This is a genomic window from Kordiimonas aquimaris (assembly GCF_025574485.1).
In the GTDB taxonomy this organism is placed as follows: Bacteria; Pseudomonadota; Alphaproteobacteria; order Sphingomonadales; family Kordiimonadaceae; genus Kordiimonas; species Kordiimonas aquimaris.
The window spans coordinates 68,335-87,119 of record NZ_JAOBPO010000004.1 but is presented as its reverse complement, the minus strand read 5'-3'; the positions used below and the strand labels follow the sequence as shown (position 1 = coordinate 87,119).

The window sequence follows — 18,785 nt, the reverse complement described above, 5'->3', positions numbered from 1 at the left end:
TCGCTAAGACTATGCCAGTTTATCAACGAAGCTTGCTTTACGGCCAAAAACAAACTTGTTCGCAGCCAGCGCCACAACCATACAGAAAATCAATGTCAGGAACATCGAATGTATGTAGTGGAACGGCGACCACGCAAACGAAAATATGGCATATAAAGTTGTGCCTGAGATAACTGCAAATATCATGGCACGCGCATCAACATTGTTGAACAACAACCCTACCAGAAAAGTTGATAATATTGGCATGCTTAGCAGCCCATATAATTGCTGCACCGTATTAATAATACTGTCTGCTTGTGCATAAAGTGGCACCAAAGCCAAACCAACAATTACAAACACACCAGTAACCCATGCGCTAAGAACTTTAACGTTGGGTTCTGCCGAAATATATTTTTCGTGGATATCACACACATAAAGTGCTGTTGAAGAGTTCAAAATACTGTTGAAGGTTGTCAGAACTGCTGCGGCGATAGCAGCAGCAAAAGCGCCAGATAACCAAACCGGTAATACGTCGCCCACGATCCGGCCATATGCAGCATCACCAACATCACCGTATAGCTTGTATGAAACAATGCCCGGCAACACGATCATTGGCGGAATAATAACGAAACGAATAGCCGCAGCGGCCAGAACTCCTTTTTGTGCTTCTTTTATCGTTGGGGATGCCATAGCGCGCTGCGTAATGGTTTGGTTGGTACTCCAATAAAAAATCTGAATGAAGATCATGCCGGTCAAAAGTGTGTGCCACGGAATGGGGCTATTATTGTCACCAATTAACGTAAGGCGCTCTGTCGGTATGCCGCTAAAATCAAAATCAATGGCTATTAAAGCGAGAACCACAACCAAAACGCCCATACCCAGCAACATTACGCCGCTGTATGTATCCGAGATCGCAACCGCACGCAGGCCACCAAAGACAGCATAACATGCGCCGACCACAGCAAAGGCAACAGAGAGAACCATTATATGCAGATCGACGCCGAACATTGACTGCATAAACAGCGACCCACCATACAGAATGGTAGGAATAAAAATGAAGATGTTACCAAGCAAGAACATTATGGAGATTGTTGCGCGTATATGCTTGTTATTATAACGCTTCTCTAACAATTCAGTCGTAGTCGTGCAGTTGTTGCGGTAATAAACTGGCAAAAAAACCTTAGCTAAAATAATCAGACCGCATACTGCTGCAAATTCCCACCATGCAAGCAATGCCATCTGATTGCCGTTCATACCCACAAGCTGGTCTGTACTGAGGTTGGTAAGTGTTATAGACCCCGCCACAAACACCCATGAAAGGCCACCGCCTGCAAGAAAATACTCTTTATTTGAATCTACAGCTGCTCTGGCACCGCGACACTTCAAATATGTGGCTAGCGCAATGGCTGCTGTGAATAAAAAGAACACAGCAACCTGTATTGTTTGAAGTGACATAAAGTACCTCCGTATTTAGCTAGCTTCAGGCAGGCGCCAAACCGCAACACCTTGGGGTGACAGCAAACGTTCCCCGAGTTGAAAAACAGCATTTTCCGGCGCAGGTACGTGGCAAACTTGGTCACCGTAATTAAATGCAAACGCAAGCTGGCCTCGATGACAAACCCTCAAGTCCTTGGGTAAATCGTATGTTTTAATATCTGTCGCTGCACATAATGAGTGGAAAAAGTCTCGCAAAAATGCATCACACGTGAGCGTTCCGATGTATGTCGTATTTTCAGACTGCAAAATCGCTGGATTACCATCCTTATATGTTGCAATGACATCCTGAACTTTCGCGACATCCAATTGCTCGCACCAACTGTGCGCGACATAGGTTTGATCATTCCAATGAAGCTTTTCCCGACAATCCGGTCGCAGCGTTTCCACAGACGAAACCTTAACAGGAATGATATCTTGCAAGGGGCCAGGTGCCAAATCATGCGGTATACTGAACTCTGTCGTTTTACTACCTGATCGAGGCCCAAAAACAATAGGCAGATTAGCAGCCTTGCAGCGTTCAACGAATGTATTGTTACACACCGGCAGGCACGGCACTATTATCAGCTTATACCCTTTGATATCTGCATCAGGTGATACGAAATCAACATCGACACCCAATTGCCTGAACGCGCTATAGTATGCAAACTCGACTGCCTTGAAATCATAGCCAGCACCTTGACGCTCAATATCGGAAACCCAGAGGGATTGCACATCGGTGACAAATGCTACAGGCGATTTAAGTTTAGACTCTTGTGTAATATTGAGTGCATCAATTTCGCGGCGTACCGCTTCAATTTCTGGCCAAACCTGCGCTTTGCCATTATTTGGTAATTTCAATCCAGCATGCATTTGCTCTTGAGCAAACGGCACTTGCCTCCAACGAAAGTAGCTAACGCATGCAGCGCCGTGAGCAAACGCTTCAAGTGACCACAACCGAACCATCCCAGGTAATGGATACGGGTTGTGTGGCGCCCAGTTAACAGGCCCCGGTTGCTGCTCCATTACCCAAAAAACACCCGCAGAAAAGCTACGCGTCGTATCATGATAGAAACTAGCCAGGTCCGGATGACCCGTGCGCATGTATTTGCTGGCTTTCTCGGCAGATGCATCAGCAAAAGCCATATCTGTGCGGCCTAGTGGGTAATTATCATAAGAAGCGAAATCTAATGGTGCACCCAGAGCATATGTGTCCACCGACATATCTTCTTTTGGAATAAAGTTATGGGTAATCCATTTTCCCGGTGCAAATCTCCGGATGATGGCCACCATCTCATCATGGAAAGCGATAACCTGGTCAGACGAATACCGCCTGTATGCAAGTTGGTGTGCCGGGTTAGCCTCTGTAACTGTTCCGATTGGTAATTCAATTTCATCGAAAGAGTTATATTCCATCGACCAAAAAACGGTACCCCACGCAGCATTCAAATTATTGATATCGCTATAACGTTTTTTACACCATTGCCGGAAACCATGTTTCGCACTCTCAGATCCGCTTAATGTTGTATCATGACAGCACAACTCATTGTCAGTTTGCCATCCTACAATTGCATCATGAGACCCATAGCGCTTTGCCAAAACTTCAGTAATCCGTGCCGCTTCACGCCGGTATACTTCACTCGAGAAATCATAGTGTCGCCTTGAGCCAAAACCGCGTGTCTTACCTGACACAGGATCAATTGGTAAAATCTCTGGGAATTCATCAATCAGCCACTTGGGCGGTGTTGCTGTCGGTGTGCCAAAGACAATCTTCAAACCAACACTGGACAAGATATCAATTACCTTATCCAGCCACAGGAAATCGAATTGATCACGATGCAATTCAATGCGAGACCAGCAAAATTCACCGATCCTGACATAATCAAGACCCAGCGATTTCATATCAACGGCATCACTGTGCCACAAGTCTTGCGACCAATGTTCGGGATAGTAACAAACCCCTAACATCACTCCCCCTTTTCTTGTATGTGCTTTTCTTTGTCATCTAAAAATATTATTTATATGACTAATATATAGCACCCTGAAGTTAGTATGATCACTTGCACCCGTCAATAGGACCAGTCAGATTAGCTTATGCAGACATAACAACCACTGAAGGTTCAATTTACAAAGTATAATACGAAATTGACAACTGTTTGATACAGGATCGTTCATATGACCATAAGCCAAGGTAACCTTATCGTTCTTGAGAGTAAGGACACAAACTTTGTTCTTAACATGACCGCAGATGGTCCCTGTGTTTTGTATTGGGGCGAAAAGTTAAGCGCTTCAACTATTGCCATGACCGCCACCCTGTTAACACGCCAAACAAGCCACGGTGTTGCCTCAAAGGAAGCGAGTATATCACTCTGCCCGACACGTGGCTCTGGCTTCACAGGGCTTGACGGCATTCAACTGCACCGTAATGGGCGAAATTGGGATAGCCATTTCATCGGTGCTGAAATTGTCAAACACACTAAAAATACAATAGAAATCCTGTCATCCGACAAAAGCGCCAGCGTGTCACTCGCACATAAAATTATACTCGACCACGATAGTAATGTCTTAAGCATTGCAACCTCTGTTACTAATGGGATTAGCGCACCTCTTACTATTGATTGGTGCTGCGCCGCTACGATACAACTGCCCTCACGCATTAATCAAATCACTGGATTTCACGGTAGGTGGGCAAACGAATTTCAAACTCAAAAGATTGATCAATTCACAGGCGCATATGTGCGGGAGAATGTGCGCGGACGCACGTCACATGACAATTTCCCGGGTCTTCTGGCTCACACAAAATATACGACAGAGTTGGACGGCCATGCCTATGGCTTCCATTTGGGATGGAGTGGCAACCACCGTACTGTGTCAGAACGTATGTTTGACGGCAGATCATTTGTTCAAATGGGCGAGAAACTACTGGCAGCCGAAGTTATCTTGCAAGAAGGAGAACGGTATCAGTCGCCAAATCTTTATGCTTCATATTCTGCCGCTGGTTTTTCTGGTTTATCGCAAAACTTCCACCGCTTTGTCCGCAGTGAAATACTAAGGGATACAGTTAAAGCGAGACCACGCCCGGTTCATTACAACACATGGGAAGCCGTCTATTTCAATCATGATGTAAACACCCTAATAACGCTTGCAAACAAGGCCAAAGCAATTGGTGCCGAGCGGTTTGTCTTGGACGATGGCTGGTTCAAGGGAAGGCGAGATGACACGGCAGGACTTGGAGACTGGTACGTTGATACCGCCATATACCCTGATGGCTTACACCCATTAGTGAACCATGTTCTGAATGCCGGGATGGAATTTGGCCTGTGGGTCGAACCTGAAATGGTTAACCCCGATAGTGACTTGTACCGCAAGCACCCCGATTGGGTATTGAAAGCGGAAACTGCACCACAAATACCGTTCAGAAATCAATTAGTGCTTGATCTCACCAAACAGGAAGTACGCGATTATCTTTTTGAAAGGCTGGATAGCCTACTGACAGAATATCATACTTCATACCTAAAGTGGGACATGAACCGTGATATTTACCACCCCGGCAGCAATGGATACGCGGTAACAGGCTTGCAAGTGCGCGCCCTATATGGGCTTCTGGATAAACTGCGTCTAAAACACCCGGATGTAGAAATTGAAAGCTGCGCTTCTGGCGGCGCGCGCATCGACTATGGCATTCTGTCGCGTACAGACCGCCTATGGACTTCTGATAGTAACGACGCACTCGATCGCCTGAATATTCAGCGCGGCCTTTCATTCTTTTTTCCCAGCAATGTTATGGGTGCCCATGTTGGCCCAAGAGATTGTCACATTACGCGGCGCGTTTTACCTGCGGACCTTCGTGCTGCAACAGCACTGTTCGGCCACATGGGCATGGAGCTTGATTTAAACGAGCTAACAGACGATGAAACCAAAGTATTGACCGCAGCTATCACATTTCACAAAAAGCACAGACATCTTATACACCATGGAAACCTAGTACGCTTAGACAGTGAAGATCATGCAAGCACATTTGGCATTGTTTCCGAGAATGGTGATGAAGCACTATTTTCATACACACAGACAAAAACGCGCGATGTTACAACACCAGAAGTTCTTTATTTTGCCAAGCTGGCGCCGCTACGGACCTATAAACTGGACCTGCTTTGGCCACTTGATTTTGACAAGAAAACAACCAGCCAGCTTGATTACCTCGATGGGCACACCTTTACAGGTGAAGCACTGATGAAGATAGGTTTGCAATTGCCGCACATGCATCCTGCTACCACTCTGGTTTTTGGCTTAAAAGCTACGATTAGTTAGCCGCCTCGTCTGCAGCAGTCTTAATACGTTCACGCGCCAATTTTATTAATTCATCGGCTTCTTTTATGAGAGAAAGGCTGGCCTGGTGTGCATTGGGCGCATCTCCTGCTGCAATGGCATCATATATTTTTCGATGATCAGCCACACTCGCCAACGCAACTCCTTTATACTGATTTGTTAAACGAATACTGATACGCAGCGCTGTATCAACCAAGTCTTTCAACTGACTAAAAAACCTATTGCCACTCGCTTCCAATATGGCCACATGAAAAGCTATATCGGACAACAAAGGATCATCATCACCCAATTCTGCTGCCTGCATACGCTCCAGTGCGTCCAATATCTGGCTTTTCTCCTTCTCGGTTGCTCGCATTGCCGCAAAGGCTGCGGCTTGAGGTTCTATAGCCATGCGAATCTCTGTAAAATCACTTAGCAAATCAATGGAAAACTTTCGTTCAAGTAACCAGCGCAGTACGTCTGGGTCCAGTAAATTCCACGACTCTTCGGGCTGCACCCACGTACCCTGGCGCGGGCGGGCCCGCAGTAACCCCTTGGAGGTTAGCATCTTAACAGCCTCACGCAGCACACTACGACTAACACCAAATTGCTCACATAAAGAGGCTTCGATAGGAAACACATTTTCGCCGCCATATTTTCCGCGCACAATCTCAAGACCTAACTCATTGACAATTTGCTGCGTCAGGCTTTGCGTTGACACTATCATCCCGTTATCCTCATCTCACACGCTGGCTAGTACAATACCGTGGCTCAATGAGCCCGGTTACACTAGTTTCATATACAAACACATTGCCTGCTGAAGGCTCATCAGCCAGTTGCTTTTCTAACATTCCTTCTTTCGCAGACGTTACAAATAATAAATCCAGATTTTTACCGCCAAAGGCTACACAACTTGGCTGACTAGTGGGTATGGAAACTTCTGCAACGATATCGCCCATTATATCGAAACAAATCACTTTCCCGAGGCCCCAATGCGCTGACCAGACATTGCCTGCCGCATCAACTGTTGCACCGTCTGGTGACCCACCTTCGAGAGCTTCCGCAAATATCCGCTTGTTAGCAAGTGATCCATCTGCGGTATTAAAATCAAACTGATAAATCTTACCTGGCAAAGAATCTGCGAAATACATAATTTGGCCATCAGGGCTCCAACACAAGCCGTTTGAAATATTAATACCTTCCAAATGTGATGTTAGTATTAGCTCACTATCTACGCTAAAAAGTCGCCCAGAAGCATGCGTTTCAACATCAGGTCTAGCCATCATCGAGCCACACCAAAAGCGACCTTGTCGATCAGCCCGGCCATCATTCAAGCGCCCCTCACCGGTCAAAAACTTGAGCCGATGAAGCCACTGCAAAGCTCGTTTTTCAAGATCATAAAATGCAAACCCAGTAGCAAAACCTGCAATAATAACCTCATGACTATCCGTAAATGCAAAAGAACCTAAAGGTTCCGGCATTTCATATGATGTCAGCTTTTTTGTTGGCCACTCTAACCGATAAAGTGTGCAGCCTAGAATATCAGTCCACCAAACAGTCTGATCAGAACCTCGCCACTGAATTCCTTCGCCTAATTCATTCGAAACCGGTAGTTCTTCTATTAATTTTGTTTGAATGACCACCTGTGCCTCTCCCATGGCAGATGCTGCCAAGAGGCCAGAAAAGCCAGCACCGAATAAGCCTTATTTGTATTTATAATTATGATATATATGATTTAAATACAAAGCAAAATTATACCCGCAAACGGTGCGACCACCCCAGACAGGCATGTGTAATATGACGTATCCAATTTATAATGACCTTAATGGAAAAACAGTTTTTATTACCGGCGGTGGTTCTGGCATTGGTGCCTCTTTTGTGTCTGCATTTGCACAGCAAGGCGCACAGGTTGCTTTTGTTTCTCTGTCAACTGACCCTGCAGAGTTGGTTTGCGATACAGTTGAAAACAACACAGGCCATCGGCCATTATATATTCAATGCGACATTCGCAACATCAATGCATTGCAAGCAGCTATTAACCAAGCCCGTGATGCATTTGGGCCGATTGACATACTGATTAACAACGCTGCACGAGATGATCGACATAGCGTTGAGAACTATACGGCTGACGCGTGGGATAGCGCGATGGACACAAACCTGCGCCCGCATTTTTTTACGGCACAAGCTTGCCTGAATGATATGCAAAAGAACGGTGGCAGCATCATTAATTTAGGGTCAAATTCTGCAATATTAGGCTTGGCGGGATATGCATCCTATGTGACTGCCAAGGCAGGTATCATTGGCCTGACCAAAGCACTCGCGCGAGAACTTGGTCCCAGCAACATTAGAGTTAATGCCCTCATACCCGGATGGGTACTCACTGAGCGCCAAAAGGAACTTTGGGCAACCCCCGAAACGGTAAAAGAATGCTTAAGCCAGCAAAGCCTGAAGAAAACAATAACCGAAGACGACGTTTCAAACGCTGCACTGTTTTTGGCTTCCAATGCCTCAGCTATGGTTACAGGCCAATCATTAATTGTTGATGGCGGTCGGGTCTAATGGGTGCAGCTTCTTTAATAGCAATAGACTGGGGATCTAGCTCGTTTCGCGCTTTTTTGCTTGATGGATCAGGTAATGTCATTGATCGCATAAGCAGTAATGACGGCATCCTCCAATCTAACCCTAAGCCTTTCGATCAAACCTTGAACAAGATGTGTGGCCCTTGGCAAGAACAACATGGTGTAATACCCGTGATTATGAGTGGTATGATTGGTAGCCGTAATGGCTGGATCGAAACTGAATATCTGTCATGCCCAGCATCTATCATCGACCTAAAAAATGCCTTGATACCAGTTCCAAATCATGCATCCACTATACATATAGTGCCTGGTGTACGCGGTGAAAATCTATTTCACGAACCAGACGTCATGCGCGGTGAAGAGATACAGGCTTTTGGCGCATTAAGCGTTTTAGACATTAAAGATGCCTTAATTTGCTTGCCTGGCACCCATAGCAAATGGTGTGTAATTAAAAACCATCAAATCCACTCACTCACAACCTTTATGACTGGCGAATTATTTGCACTAACCCGCACCAACAGTTCTATTGGGCCTTTGGTAACTGGTGAAGCTTTCGATCACTCGAGCTTTATTACCGGTATAAAAGCGAGCCGTTCTGATGCCAGTTTACTCAACAAGCTATTCTCAATCAGAGCAAGAACATTATTGGATGAACCTCAGTGCACCTGCATGGCTTCATATTTGTCCGGTATATTTATCGGAACTGAAATCAAGGCAGTGGTTGATACATTAGAAAATATCGAAACAGTTATATTAGTCGGTAACGATAGCCTCATTCATCGATATGCATCAGCCCTAGAAATGGAGAAAATCCATACAGTGCAAGTGACCGGCGAACACGCTTTCTTGCATGGCATTGCCCAATTGACCATTTAACAAGACAAATACATTTTGCATGCGATAAGATTGATGATTTAAGAGGCGAAATGCACATACAATCAAAAAAGCCTAATTTCTATTGTGCATTAACTTTGGCATAAGAATAATCGACGCCTGTCAGATTTTACAGAGCAACAAATGAAAAGAACAATTATACTTTATGCAGGCACTTTATGCTTGGCTGTATTCATACTGGAATGGATAGAATACAAGTATATCACTCGTGTTTTAACAACCGAAATGTATATCGTTCTTCTAGCAATTATTTTTACCGCACTTGGTGTATGGGCAGGCAAACGCCTGACTGGCAAACAACAAGACATAACTTTTACCCACAATGAAGCCGCAGTAAAAACAATTGGCCTGACCAGGCGTGAACAAGCAGTGCTGGAGTTAATGGCCGTTGGACAGTCTAACAAGGAAATTGCAAAGCATTTATCCGTATCACCTAATACAGTTAAAACCCACGCGGCCAACTTGTTTGAAAAACTCGAAGTTAATGGTCGCGTTGAAGCCATAAATCAGGCGCGATTTCTCAAAATTATTCCTTAAATCACAATATATTCGCCAATATCACCCATGTGGGTGATATGAAAAGCAATCAAGTTTCGTTACATTTGCATGGTCAACAAGGGTGCAAATCATGCGAAAGATAATTTTAGTATACGGCACGATCGCAGGCTTAATCATTATAACAACGATGCTCATCGGTCTGATCGCATCCAACAAAGAAGGCATATTTTCTTCCGAAGCTTTCGGGTACCTTACGATGCTCGTTTCGCTATCATTGATTTTCTTTGGCATTAAAAGATACCGTGACAACGAACTTGGCGGCGTAATTCAGTTTACCACTGCTCTTTGGATGGGGCTCGCAATCGCTGGGCTAGCCAGTGTCATGTATGTTGCCGTATGGGAAGTGTATCTTGCGTTTACAGATCACGCCTTCATTAATGAATATGTAGAAAGCACCTTAGCGCAATACAAAGCAGCGGGTGTAAGTGAAACAGCGTTGCAGCAACATGTTACCGACATGGAAGAAATGAAGGTGATGTATGCAAAGTTTTACTATCGATTACCGATAACATTTCTGGAAATATTCCCTGTCGGCATGCTGATTGCTTTTATATCAGCTGCCCTTCTCCGCAACCCCCGCGTACTACCAGACTAAAGCTTCATTGAATAACAACACATGTGCCAATGAAGCATTCTTCTTAAAACAGTCATCCGTTAAACAAAGGATTTCATCATGATTCTCGGCGCATTTTCCTTAAGCCTTACTGTAAAAAATATAGAAATCTCTAGGGACTTTTATGAGAAACTAGGGTTTGAAAAATTTCACGGTGATGAAGAACAAGGCTGGCTTATCATGAAAAGCCCAAGCGTTGTCATTGGCCTGTTTCAAGGCATGTTTGACAAGAATATGCTCACCTTCAATCCAGGGTGGGATAATAATGCAAACGAAGTGAATCCTTTCACAGATGTCCGTGACATTCAAAAAGCCATGCTTCAGGCTGGCATTACAGTTGAAAATGAAATTGATGGCCAATCAAATGGCCCTGCCAACTGCATGATAACCGATCCAGACGGCAATCCTATTTTGATCGATCAGCATAGATAATATTATTATGTATTAAGCTGACTACCCGTTGCCAAAATATACTTTTTAAGCTTCAATGCTTACGTGCATCTTCTTTTGGATGCGACAGGGTGGCGCATGGTAAAATTAAAAATAACATTCTACTATTGTAGCTATCATTAATTGACCTGTAATACATACCGCCAGAAAAAGAGAATACCATGGCTGAATTACTACATATCAGTGAACACCGTGATACGAAACGCAGTGATGCCATTACGGCATTAGCCCGACATTCTCTCTTTAGCAACATGCCTGAGGAAATTTTTGCGGAATTTTCAGCAGCAGCGCAGTTAATGGAATCAGAAAAAGGGCAAATGCTTTTTTTGCAAGATGATCCATCAGAATGGTTCTACTTCGTTGTCTCTGGCTGGATTAAACTGTTCCGCGAAACGGTTGACGGTGGCGAAGCTGTTCTGGATGTCTTAACATCCGGGCATATTTTTGGCGAAGCTGCTATCTTGGATGGTGGCATACATACACTTGGGGCCGCCGTAGTAGAAAAAACTACGCTACTTAGGTTACCGGCCACAATTCTAAAAAATGCCATTACTAAAAATCATACAGTAGCTCTCGGTATGCTCGCATCTGTTTCAAGGCAGCGGCGTCAACAAACCCAAGACATAGAAAAATTGAGCTTACAAAATACATCCCAGCGCATTGGATGTTTCCTTTTGCGCATGTGTAAAACAAGCGATGTTACTTCTGCAGAATTTAAATTGCCTTATGACAAATCGTTAATCGCGGCTCGTCTTGGCATGCAATGTGAAACATTTTCGCGGGCACTCAACAAACTACGTAAAGAGACATCAATTACCGTTAAAGGTTCATCCGTCGGCATACCAGATGTATCAGAACTTGCCTCATTTTCGTGTAGTAATTGTTCTCAAGAATTTCCTTGCCACGACCTTCACTGAGACTCCACCTCAACGCAAACGGATAACGTTAGTATCTGTGTCCAGACACCAATCAATCAGCGTTGGGTTTGCGATGTAACGGGCAGGCTTATCTATAACAGATTGAATATACAACCAATCGAATGTTTTGGGTATCCGCATACCAGCGTTGCATTGTGGACGATTGATAATTCTAATTTTCTGATCAATAAATATCGCGGTCAAGCAAGCTAGATTTTGGTCCTGAGTAACACGGTATTCAATTAATCGTCCTGCCAGTTCTTCTTCCAGAGCTTGCCATATATGAGCAAACGGAAACCGCTCTGTGTTGGCACTCATAATAGTATTACAAACGCCAATATAGTCACTCAAACCATTTTGCAGCATCATTGTTGATGAACTGTCGTAGTTACCGTCCATTACACTCTCCGTAATTCAGACAGATTAAACATCCTGGAACAGGCGTATTTGACCAAGGTCAAATACGCTTGATGATTGAGAGGTTAATCAGAAAATAGGAGAAATACGGGAAGATATTATGCAAGAGCACCTTCACTGCGCGCTATTAAAACACAATCAACAAACACCGCGCTATACCAGCTATCCAACAACACCAAATTTCACATGTGCTGTTGGGAATGATCAAGCACTTTCCTGGCTCAAACAAGTCGACAACAGTAAATCTGTATCACTATATTTCCACATCCCGTTTTGCAAAAAATTGTGCTGGTATTGTGGATGCAACACCAAAGCAACACGCCAGTACAATCCAGTCAAAGAATTTCTCATAGACCTGAAACAGGAAATAAGTCTGGTATCAAAAAGCCTGAAAGAAGGATGTCGTGTTTCACACATACACTTTGGTGGCGGCTCTCCAAGCTACCTGTCTCCAAGCGACTTTGCAGAGCTGGTTGATCATTTACATCAATGTTTTTACGTCGAAAAAACAGCCGAATTTGCCATTGAACTAGACCCGCGTGAAACAACAGAAGCCAAAATTGCCGCCTATGCCAAAGCAGGTGTTAATCGTGCAAGCTTAGGTGTTCAGGATTTCAATACAACAGTACAGAAAGCGATAAACCGAGTGCAGCCGTTTCATCGTGTTTATGAAACTGTACAAACACTAAAAAGCTACGGCATTACTGCCATCAGCTTTGACTTACTTTATGGATTGCCTCATCAAACCAAAGAAACAATACTGGAAACAGTGGACCTGACAGCCGCAATCAGCCCTGACCGCGTATCTTTATTTGGATATGCCCACGTGCCCTGGATGAAAAAACATATGCGGCTGATTGACGAAACAACCCTTCCAAACGCCGATGAACGCCTTCAGCAATTTGACGCAGCAAGGTGCGCTCTTCAATCTCATGGATACAAAGCGATAGGGCTGGATCATTTTGCGAAACCATCCGATAAGCTCACAAAAGCTCGGAAAATAAATCAATTAAGTCGGAACTTTCAGGGCTACACAACAGACGACGCAGAAACCCTCATTGGGTTTGGTCCGTCTGCGATAAGTACCTTTCGCCAAGGTTATACTCAAAACACACCTGATCAACGCAGCTACTCACAAGACATTAAATCAGGAGCAAGCGCGGTTAAAAAAGGCATTTTACTAACAGATGACGACAGAATTCGGCGCGATATAATCTCCAGAATTATGTGTTTTGGCGGTGTAAACTTAAGGGCCATTGAAGAGTTATACAGCATGCCAGCTAATAGCTTTTCGAATGAAATATCCCGGCTTCGCGGTTTAGAAGAGGACGGTCTTGCAAGGGTAAATGACCAACATATTTCTGTTAACGCAAACGCTGCGCAAGCCGCAAGATTGGCCGCATCATGCTTTGACACATACCTTAGACCAACTTCTCAACAGCACTCACAGGTTGCATAAAAAAGGTGCAGATCTAAAACACCTGCACCTCGGAATATATTAAATTTTCAGTACGGCTAGAAGCGATAAGCAAAGCCTGCCCCAAACACCCATGGATCCAGATCAACGTCTGCAGTTACACCGCCACCATTAATACTAACATCAGTATTCAGGAACAGCTTCTTCACATCCAGATTGAATGCCCACTTATCAGTCAAACCAATATCCATTCCAGCCTGGAACGCATAACCAAAACCATTGTCATACGAAATATCATTAACTGCGCCAGATTCTTCACTGTGGAAGATCGTATAGTTGATACCCGCCCCAATATATGGTCGCCATTTACCGTCCGGGTTAAAATGATACTGCGCCAATAATGTTGGTGGCAAAACCCAGACTTCCCCAAGGTCCACATCACCAATGGCAGTACCAAGTGCTGCCATATCATGAGGGCTGGTTGCTAAAATCAACTCAGTAGCAAAATGGTCAGTCCAAAAGTAACTGATATCAAGTTCTGGCACCACACTATTGCTGGCAGTTGCGCGTCCTCCAATCGAAACTGTGCTGGATTCTTCTGGTGCAACATCAATCAGGCGCAAACGAACGAGCCAAGGGCTTTTATCGTCCTGTGCTGACACCGCAACACCTGTAAACTGCATTGCTGCAGCACATAAAAGACAAGCTAGAACAGATTTCTTAGACATGTTTTTTCCTCTCTATAATTCATGAGAGAAATATGCCGGAAATCGCATAAGGTTGATTTGACAACTGTCAAATTATTTCTTTTATTTCAAGATATTAATGATTTTTAGCTAGTCTTCGTCATCATCCAGCAAAATGCGGTGAGCGGCACCATCCAAATCATCATATTGGCCATTTTTCATAGCCCAGAGAAAGGCACCCAAACCAAGGACACCTAACATTAAAGCAATCGGGATCAGATATAATAAAACACTCATGGACGAGCTTTCTGTAATCGTAACCGAAATGCATTAGCTATCACAACAAGCGAAGAACCTGACATAGCCACAGCCGCAATCATAGGCGTCACAAAACCCATCACAGCCAACGGAATCGCAAAAATATTATAAACCACTGCCAAGCCAAAGTTTTGTTTTACTAACTTATTCGATTGTCTGGCCGTAAGCAATGTACCGAAAACCGGCTCAAGTTGCTCTCCTTGAAACACAATATCGGCAGTATTTTGTGTAATATCCAATGCTGATGAAGGCGACATAGAAACATGGGCAGCAGCAAGTGCTGGCGCATCATTAAGCCCATCACCAACCATCAACACATTATGCCCATGTTCTTTCAGTTTTTCGATATAAGCACATTTATCAATCGGAGATGTTTCAGCCGAAACATGCTGAATGTTAAGCGTCAACGCAACCTGATTAGCAATTTCTGTTCTATCACCAGATAGTAAATGCGTTTCAATTCCTAATTGATGAAGCGATGCTAGAACTTTCTTCGCATCTGAACGAATTGCATCAGAAAATTCAAAACAGGCTTGCGGCTTATCATCTATAGAGAGCCATAATTCCAGTATATTGTCTGAAGTACTTTCATGTTCCTTATCGCCGCACCAGGCCTTACTTCCAAGGCGGACAAGCTTGCCGTCCACATTTGCCTGTAATCCTTTACCTGGCAACTCTTGCACATCCAGTTTCTCGACCGTTCCTTCCCAGGAAGCATAAATTGCTTTCGATAACGGATGCTGACTATTAGATGCCAATGATGCAGCAAGCTGTTTATGTTCACTGGTATATTCACCGCTAACAAGTAATGGCTTACCAACCGTCAGCGTGCCGGTTTTATCAAAAACAATTGTATCAACGCAGGCTAATCTTTCTAGCGCATCGCCTGACCTTAGTAAGATACCATTTTTAAGTAGTTCGCCACTTGCAAGAACCTGCACAACAGGCACAGCAAGCCCGAGAGCACAAGGGCATGTAATAATCAAAACCGTCACTGCATTCAGAAGTGCAACCTGCCATTCAACACCCAGCGCAAGCCAGCCAATGAATGTAAGCGCACCAAACAAGTGTACAACAGGTGTATATAAACTGGCCGCCTTATCAGCAAGACGGACATATCTTGCCGCACCTTGCTCTGCAACCTCCATCATACGTACAATTTTACTCAGCAAGCTTTCATTGCTGGCTTTTTCAACATGTACTTCTATCGGCGCAGTAATATTCAGTGTACCAGCTAATGTTTGTGTTCCTATTGCTGCGTGCTGAGGTAACGTTTCACCTGAAATAAGCGACAGATCAATATCAGTTTCGCCTTTGGTAATGTGGCCGTCTGCAGGGATACTTTCCCCAGCAGCAACAAGCACTGTCATGCCTCCCGTTAACTCTTTTATAGGGATCCGTTTTAACACACCGTCAATATAAACTGCTGCGGTACCAGCTAGTTTGGACAAAAGCCGAGATGCTGAATCGCGTGCTTTACCTTTAGCGCGAGCGTCGAGATAGCGGCCAATAAGCAAGAAAAACAAAAGCATTACGGCAGAATCGAAATAGACATGCTCCCCTTGGCGCATGGCCTCCGAGATACTCATCAATGACGCTAAAATAACCGCAATTGAAATGGGCACGTCCATATTAGTTTTGCCTTGCTTCAAAACAGCTATTGCTGATTGGAAGAATGGCCTGCCAGCGTAAACAATCGTTGGCAATGCAATAAGCGCAGATACCCAGTGCAATAATTCCCGTGTTGCAAAGCCCATCGTTTCCGATGATGTAGACCAAAGGCCAATCGAGAGAAGCATCAAATTACCCGCGGCAAACCCAGAGACAGCAATGGCTTTAAGCAGTAGCTTTTCATGATTTTCAACACGCTCATCTGCACGCCCATCATTGGGTGCGTGCAATTTGTAACCCAGCTTGGTTACTTGCGCCGCGAGGACATCACCCTGAATTGCATCACCGCGCCACTGAAAGCTTAGGCGCTCTGTTGTCATATTCACGCGAACATATGTCACTTCATCATTAGCAGATAATGCATTTTCGATAAGGCGTATGCATGCTGCACAGTGAATACCTTCAACAGCAAGCTCTAATTGGAACTCACCATTTTCAAGATGCTGAGCTAAAGATGAAAAGCTTGTTGTCATGCTCATAACGTCTATCGCTTTACTGGCAGCCTCACAACCAGAGCAACAATAGTCACCGCTTTCACAGTTTCCACCGCAATGCTTACAGGTCAGTTCGGCCGAACAACAATCCGTTTCGCTGATTGAAACTGTTTTTGCTTCCACGTTACATAAATCCTGACATCCCATTGCCCCATTGGCACAGAGACTGGTTTTTCATAAATTCCCGGCGATTGTTCAGCGACAGATATACGAAAATCACCACCATCTTGCGTTGGGCGAACAAATAGTGCTTCAACTACAGCGCCCTGAATAGCAGTATCGTTATCATCGACAAGCGCAACAGATAACGTATCGCTTTCATAACTTACATTGGCGCCCCAACCGAGCCGGTCTTGCGCTTCAGCTGCGGCTATTGTTTGGTTATAGCGCAATCCTTCATTATAGGCATTCTCGGTTACCACACCAGTGTGGGTACTGCTCGCGATATATACAAACACCCCATCAAGGATGGCAAGCACAACAAAAAAAGCAACAAAATACCACGGAATCCACTTATCTGAATCGCGCATACCCGTCGTTTTCTCATCGCGTGTCACTTGATTAAGCTGCACCATTATTCAATCCTTCAAGGCTTGCTGCTCACGAACACACTTTCATATGTCAAAGCAATTTCACCTTGTTCATCCGTCAGTTTAAAATAAACTTCTTTGCGTTTCTGTTGTTCTTTTGAGGCAGTAACAAACGCGCGAAAATGCCCAATACTATCCGCAAAAACAGGAAGCGCTGTCGCATCTTGCTGACCTGCACCCTGCATTCTGATTTCGGCACCTTCAATGCCCTCAATTGTCAGGCTGTATATACGGTCTTCCAACGTTTTATTCAGTATCTTGATATCATACCCATTTCTTATGCGACCATCTGACAACTGAACAAACAATGGATTACGGTCATGCAAAACATGTAACTCTGCCGCGCTTCTGGTTAGCAATCCATATAAAATGCCTGCTCCAACAATTGCGATGATAGCAGCATAATAGAATGTACGTGGCCGAAATATCGAGAGCTTGGTTTCAATACCTTGCTTACGTGTTGCCTGCATGTGCGTCGTATCATAACGAATGAGATCAGGCGGCAACTCCAATTTATGCATCACATCATTACATGCATCGATGCACAAACCGCAGGCAATACATTCCATTTGCAAGCCATCACGGATATCAATACCCATTGGGCAAACTTGAACGCAGGCAGTGCAATCCACACAATGCCCTCGCCCTTCCCAACTTTCACCTTTTTTATGCTTACCGCGCGCTTCACCACGCTCGGTATCATATCCAATAATAAGCGTGTCTTTATCAAACATGGCAGACTGAAAGCGTGCGTAAGGGCACATGTAAGTGCAAACCTGCTCCCGCGCAAAGCCAGCCATCACATATGTTGAGCCTGTTAAAGCGACCATCCACCCAAGCACAGACCAAGGCACATCAAAATGGATGATCTGCTCCAGCAGCGTTGGTGCATCGTTGAAATAAAAGACCCACGCACCGCCCGTCATCATGCCAATGACTATCCACAAAAAATGAGTAAGCGTTAGTTTCCAAAGCTTTTCAAACGACCATTTGGATTTATAAAGCTTAAGGCGTTTGGCGCGATCACCCTGTATAATGCGTTCAACCCAAACGAAAAGGTCTGTCCATACCGTTTGCGGGCATGCATACCCGCACCAGACACGACCAAACAAACTTGTCGCTAAAAATAACCCGATAGCTGCAAGGATGAGAATACCGGTAAGGTAGTAAACTTCTTGAGGCCATATCTCTATGAAAAAGAAATAAGCCCGACTGGACGACATATCTATCAGTATCGCCTGATCAGGCGCATGTAGTCCGCGGTCCCATCTAAGAAATGGTGCCAGGTAATAAATACCAAGCAAAGCAACCATCGCAACCCATTTGATTTGACGATATTTTCCCCAAACACGCTTGGGGAAAATGCGTTCTTTTTTCTCAAATAATTTGAGTGGAGGCTGGCCGTCATCCATGAGATTTTGCGC

Annotated in this window: 18 protein-coding genes; 8 read left to right on the top strand and 10 right to left on the bottom strand. The window is 44.5% G+C overall.

Annotated features, from left to right (window positions below; genetic code table 11):
* Positions 1-9: 9 nt before the first annotated feature.
* Together OEU88_RS13465 and OEU88_RS13460 are read right to left on the bottom strand one after the other, a co-directional pair.
* The gene (locus tag OEU88_RS13465) at positions 10-1,434 is read right to left on the bottom strand and encodes an SLC5 family protein (protein ID WP_262695721.1); all 1,425 of its coding nucleotides are present in this window, start codon (positions 1,432-1,434) and stop codon (positions 10-12) included.
* Positions 1,435-1,449: 15 nt separating this feature from the next.
* The gene (locus OEU88_RS13460) at positions 1,450-3,420 is read right to left on the bottom strand and encodes a beta-galactosidase (RefSeq protein ID WP_262695720.1); all 1,971 of its coding nucleotides are present in this window, start codon (positions 3,418-3,420) and stop codon (positions 1,450-1,452) included.
* Positions 3,421-3,627: 207 nt separating this feature from the next.
* Between OEU88_RS13460 and OEU88_RS13455 the strand changes: the two genes are divergently transcribed.
* Positions 3,628-5,760, top strand: coding sequence for an alpha-galactosidase (locus tag OEU88_RS13455; RefSeq protein ID WP_262695719.1), 2,133 nt, complete (start codon positions 3,628-3,630; stop codon positions 5,758-5,760).
* Here the strand turns inward: OEU88_RS13455 and OEU88_RS13450 are convergent.
* The gene (locus OEU88_RS13450; protein ID WP_262695718.1) at positions 5,753-6,484 is read right to left on the bottom strand and encodes a FadR/GntR family transcriptional regulator; all 732 of its coding nucleotides are present in this window, start codon (positions 6,482-6,484) and stop codon (positions 5,753-5,755) included. The two genes, OEU88_RS13455 and OEU88_RS13450, sit on opposite strands and share 8 nt — an antisense overlap.
* Positions 6,485-6,494: 10 nt before the next feature.
* Positions 6,495-7,400, bottom strand: a complete 906-nt coding sequence (locus tag OEU88_RS13445) for an SMP-30/gluconolactonase/LRE family protein (RefSeq protein WP_262695717.1) — start codon at positions 7,398-7,400, stop codon at positions 6,495-6,497.
* A 154-nt stretch (positions 7,401-7,554) separates the two neighbouring features.
* On the opposite strand from OEU88_RS13445, the gene OEU88_RS13440 reads away from it, so the two are divergent.
* The 6 genes from OEU88_RS13440 (at position 7,555) to OEU88_RS13415 (ending at position 11,768) form a co-directional block, all read left to right on the top strand.
* Positions 7,555-8,316 (top strand): SDR family NAD(P)-dependent oxidoreductase, encoded by a 762-nt coding sequence (locus OEU88_RS13440; RefSeq protein ID WP_262695716.1) that lies wholly within the window; start codon positions 7,555-7,557, stop codon positions 8,314-8,316.
* Positions 8,316-9,212, top strand: a complete 897-nt coding sequence (locus tag OEU88_RS13435; protein WP_262695715.1) for a 2-dehydro-3-deoxygalactonokinase — start codon at positions 8,316-8,318, stop codon at positions 9,210-9,212. The genes OEU88_RS13440 and OEU88_RS13435 overlap by 1 nt, the downstream gene beginning before the upstream one ends.
* A gap of 141 nt (positions 9,213-9,353) precedes the next feature.
* The gene (locus OEU88_RS13430) at positions 9,354-9,767 is read left to right on the top strand and encodes a LuxR C-terminal-related transcriptional regulator (RefSeq protein WP_262695714.1); all 414 of its coding nucleotides are present in this window, start codon (positions 9,354-9,356) and stop codon (positions 9,765-9,767) included.
* Positions 9,768-9,858: 91 nt separating this feature from the next.
* Positions 9,859-10,383: a DUF4199 domain-containing protein gene (locus OEU88_RS13425; RefSeq protein WP_262695713.1), complete on the top strand. Its 525-nt coding sequence runs from the start codon at positions 9,859-9,861 to the stop codon at positions 10,381-10,383.
* 78 nt (positions 10,384-10,461) lie between these two features.
* On the top strand, positions 10,462-10,833 hold the full coding sequence (locus OEU88_RS13420) for a VOC family protein (RefSeq protein WP_262695712.1): 372 nt from the start codon (positions 10,462-10,464) through the stop codon (positions 10,831-10,833).
* A gap of 179 nt (positions 10,834-11,012) precedes the next feature.
* Positions 11,013-11,768, top strand: coding sequence for a Crp/Fnr family transcriptional regulator (locus tag OEU88_RS13415; RefSeq protein WP_262695711.1), 756 nt, complete (start codon positions 11,013-11,015; stop codon positions 11,766-11,768).
* Positions 11,769-11,777: 9 nt separating this feature from the next.
* On the opposite strand, the gene OEU88_RS13410 is transcribed toward OEU88_RS13415, so the two are convergent.
* Positions 11,778-12,167, bottom strand: a complete 390-nt coding sequence (locus OEU88_RS13410; protein ID WP_262695710.1) for a hypothetical protein — start codon at positions 12,165-12,167, stop codon at positions 11,778-11,780.
* Positions 12,168-12,285: 118 nt separating this feature from the next.
* Here OEU88_RS13410 and hemN point away from each other — a divergent pair, with 118 nt between their 5' ends.
* Positions 12,286-13,644 (top strand): oxygen-independent coproporphyrinogen III oxidase, encoded by a 1,359-nt coding sequence (hemN, locus tag OEU88_RS13405; protein WP_262695709.1) that lies wholly within the window; start codon positions 12,286-12,288, stop codon positions 13,642-13,644.
* A 56-nt stretch (positions 13,645-13,700) separates the two neighbouring features.
* Here the strand turns inward: hemN and OEU88_RS13400 are convergent, their stop codons facing one another.
* The 5 genes from OEU88_RS13400 to ccoG form a co-directional block, all read right to left on the bottom strand.
* Entirely contained in the window at positions 13,701-14,330 is a 630-nt protein-coding gene (locus OEU88_RS13400; RefSeq protein WP_262695708.1) for an OmpW/AlkL family protein, read from the bottom strand.
* A 108-nt stretch (positions 14,331-14,438) separates the two neighbouring features.
* The gene (gene ccoS, locus OEU88_RS13395) at positions 14,439-14,585 is read right to left on the bottom strand and encodes a cbb3-type cytochrome oxidase assembly protein CcoS (protein WP_262695707.1); all 147 of its coding nucleotides are present in this window, start codon (positions 14,583-14,585) and stop codon (positions 14,439-14,441) included.
* Positions 14,582-16,756, bottom strand: a complete 2,175-nt coding sequence (locus OEU88_RS13390; protein ID WP_262695706.1) for a heavy metal translocating P-type ATPase — start codon at positions 16,754-16,756, stop codon at positions 14,582-14,584. Before OEU88_RS13390 ends, ccoS begins: the two co-directional genes overlap by 4 nt.
* Before the next feature lie 83 nt (positions 16,757-16,839).
* Positions 16,840-17,346 (bottom strand): FixH family protein, encoded by a 507-nt coding sequence (locus OEU88_RS13385; RefSeq protein WP_262695705.1) that lies wholly within the window; start codon positions 17,344-17,346, stop codon positions 16,840-16,842.
* Between the two features lie 11 nt (positions 17,347-17,357).
* Complete coding sequence (ccoG, locus tag OEU88_RS13380) at positions 17,358-18,773, bottom strand: cytochrome c oxidase accessory protein CcoG (protein ID WP_262695704.1); 1,416 nt, start codon at positions 18,771-18,773, stop codon at positions 17,358-17,360.
* Positions 18,774-18,785 lie beyond the last annotated feature (12 nt).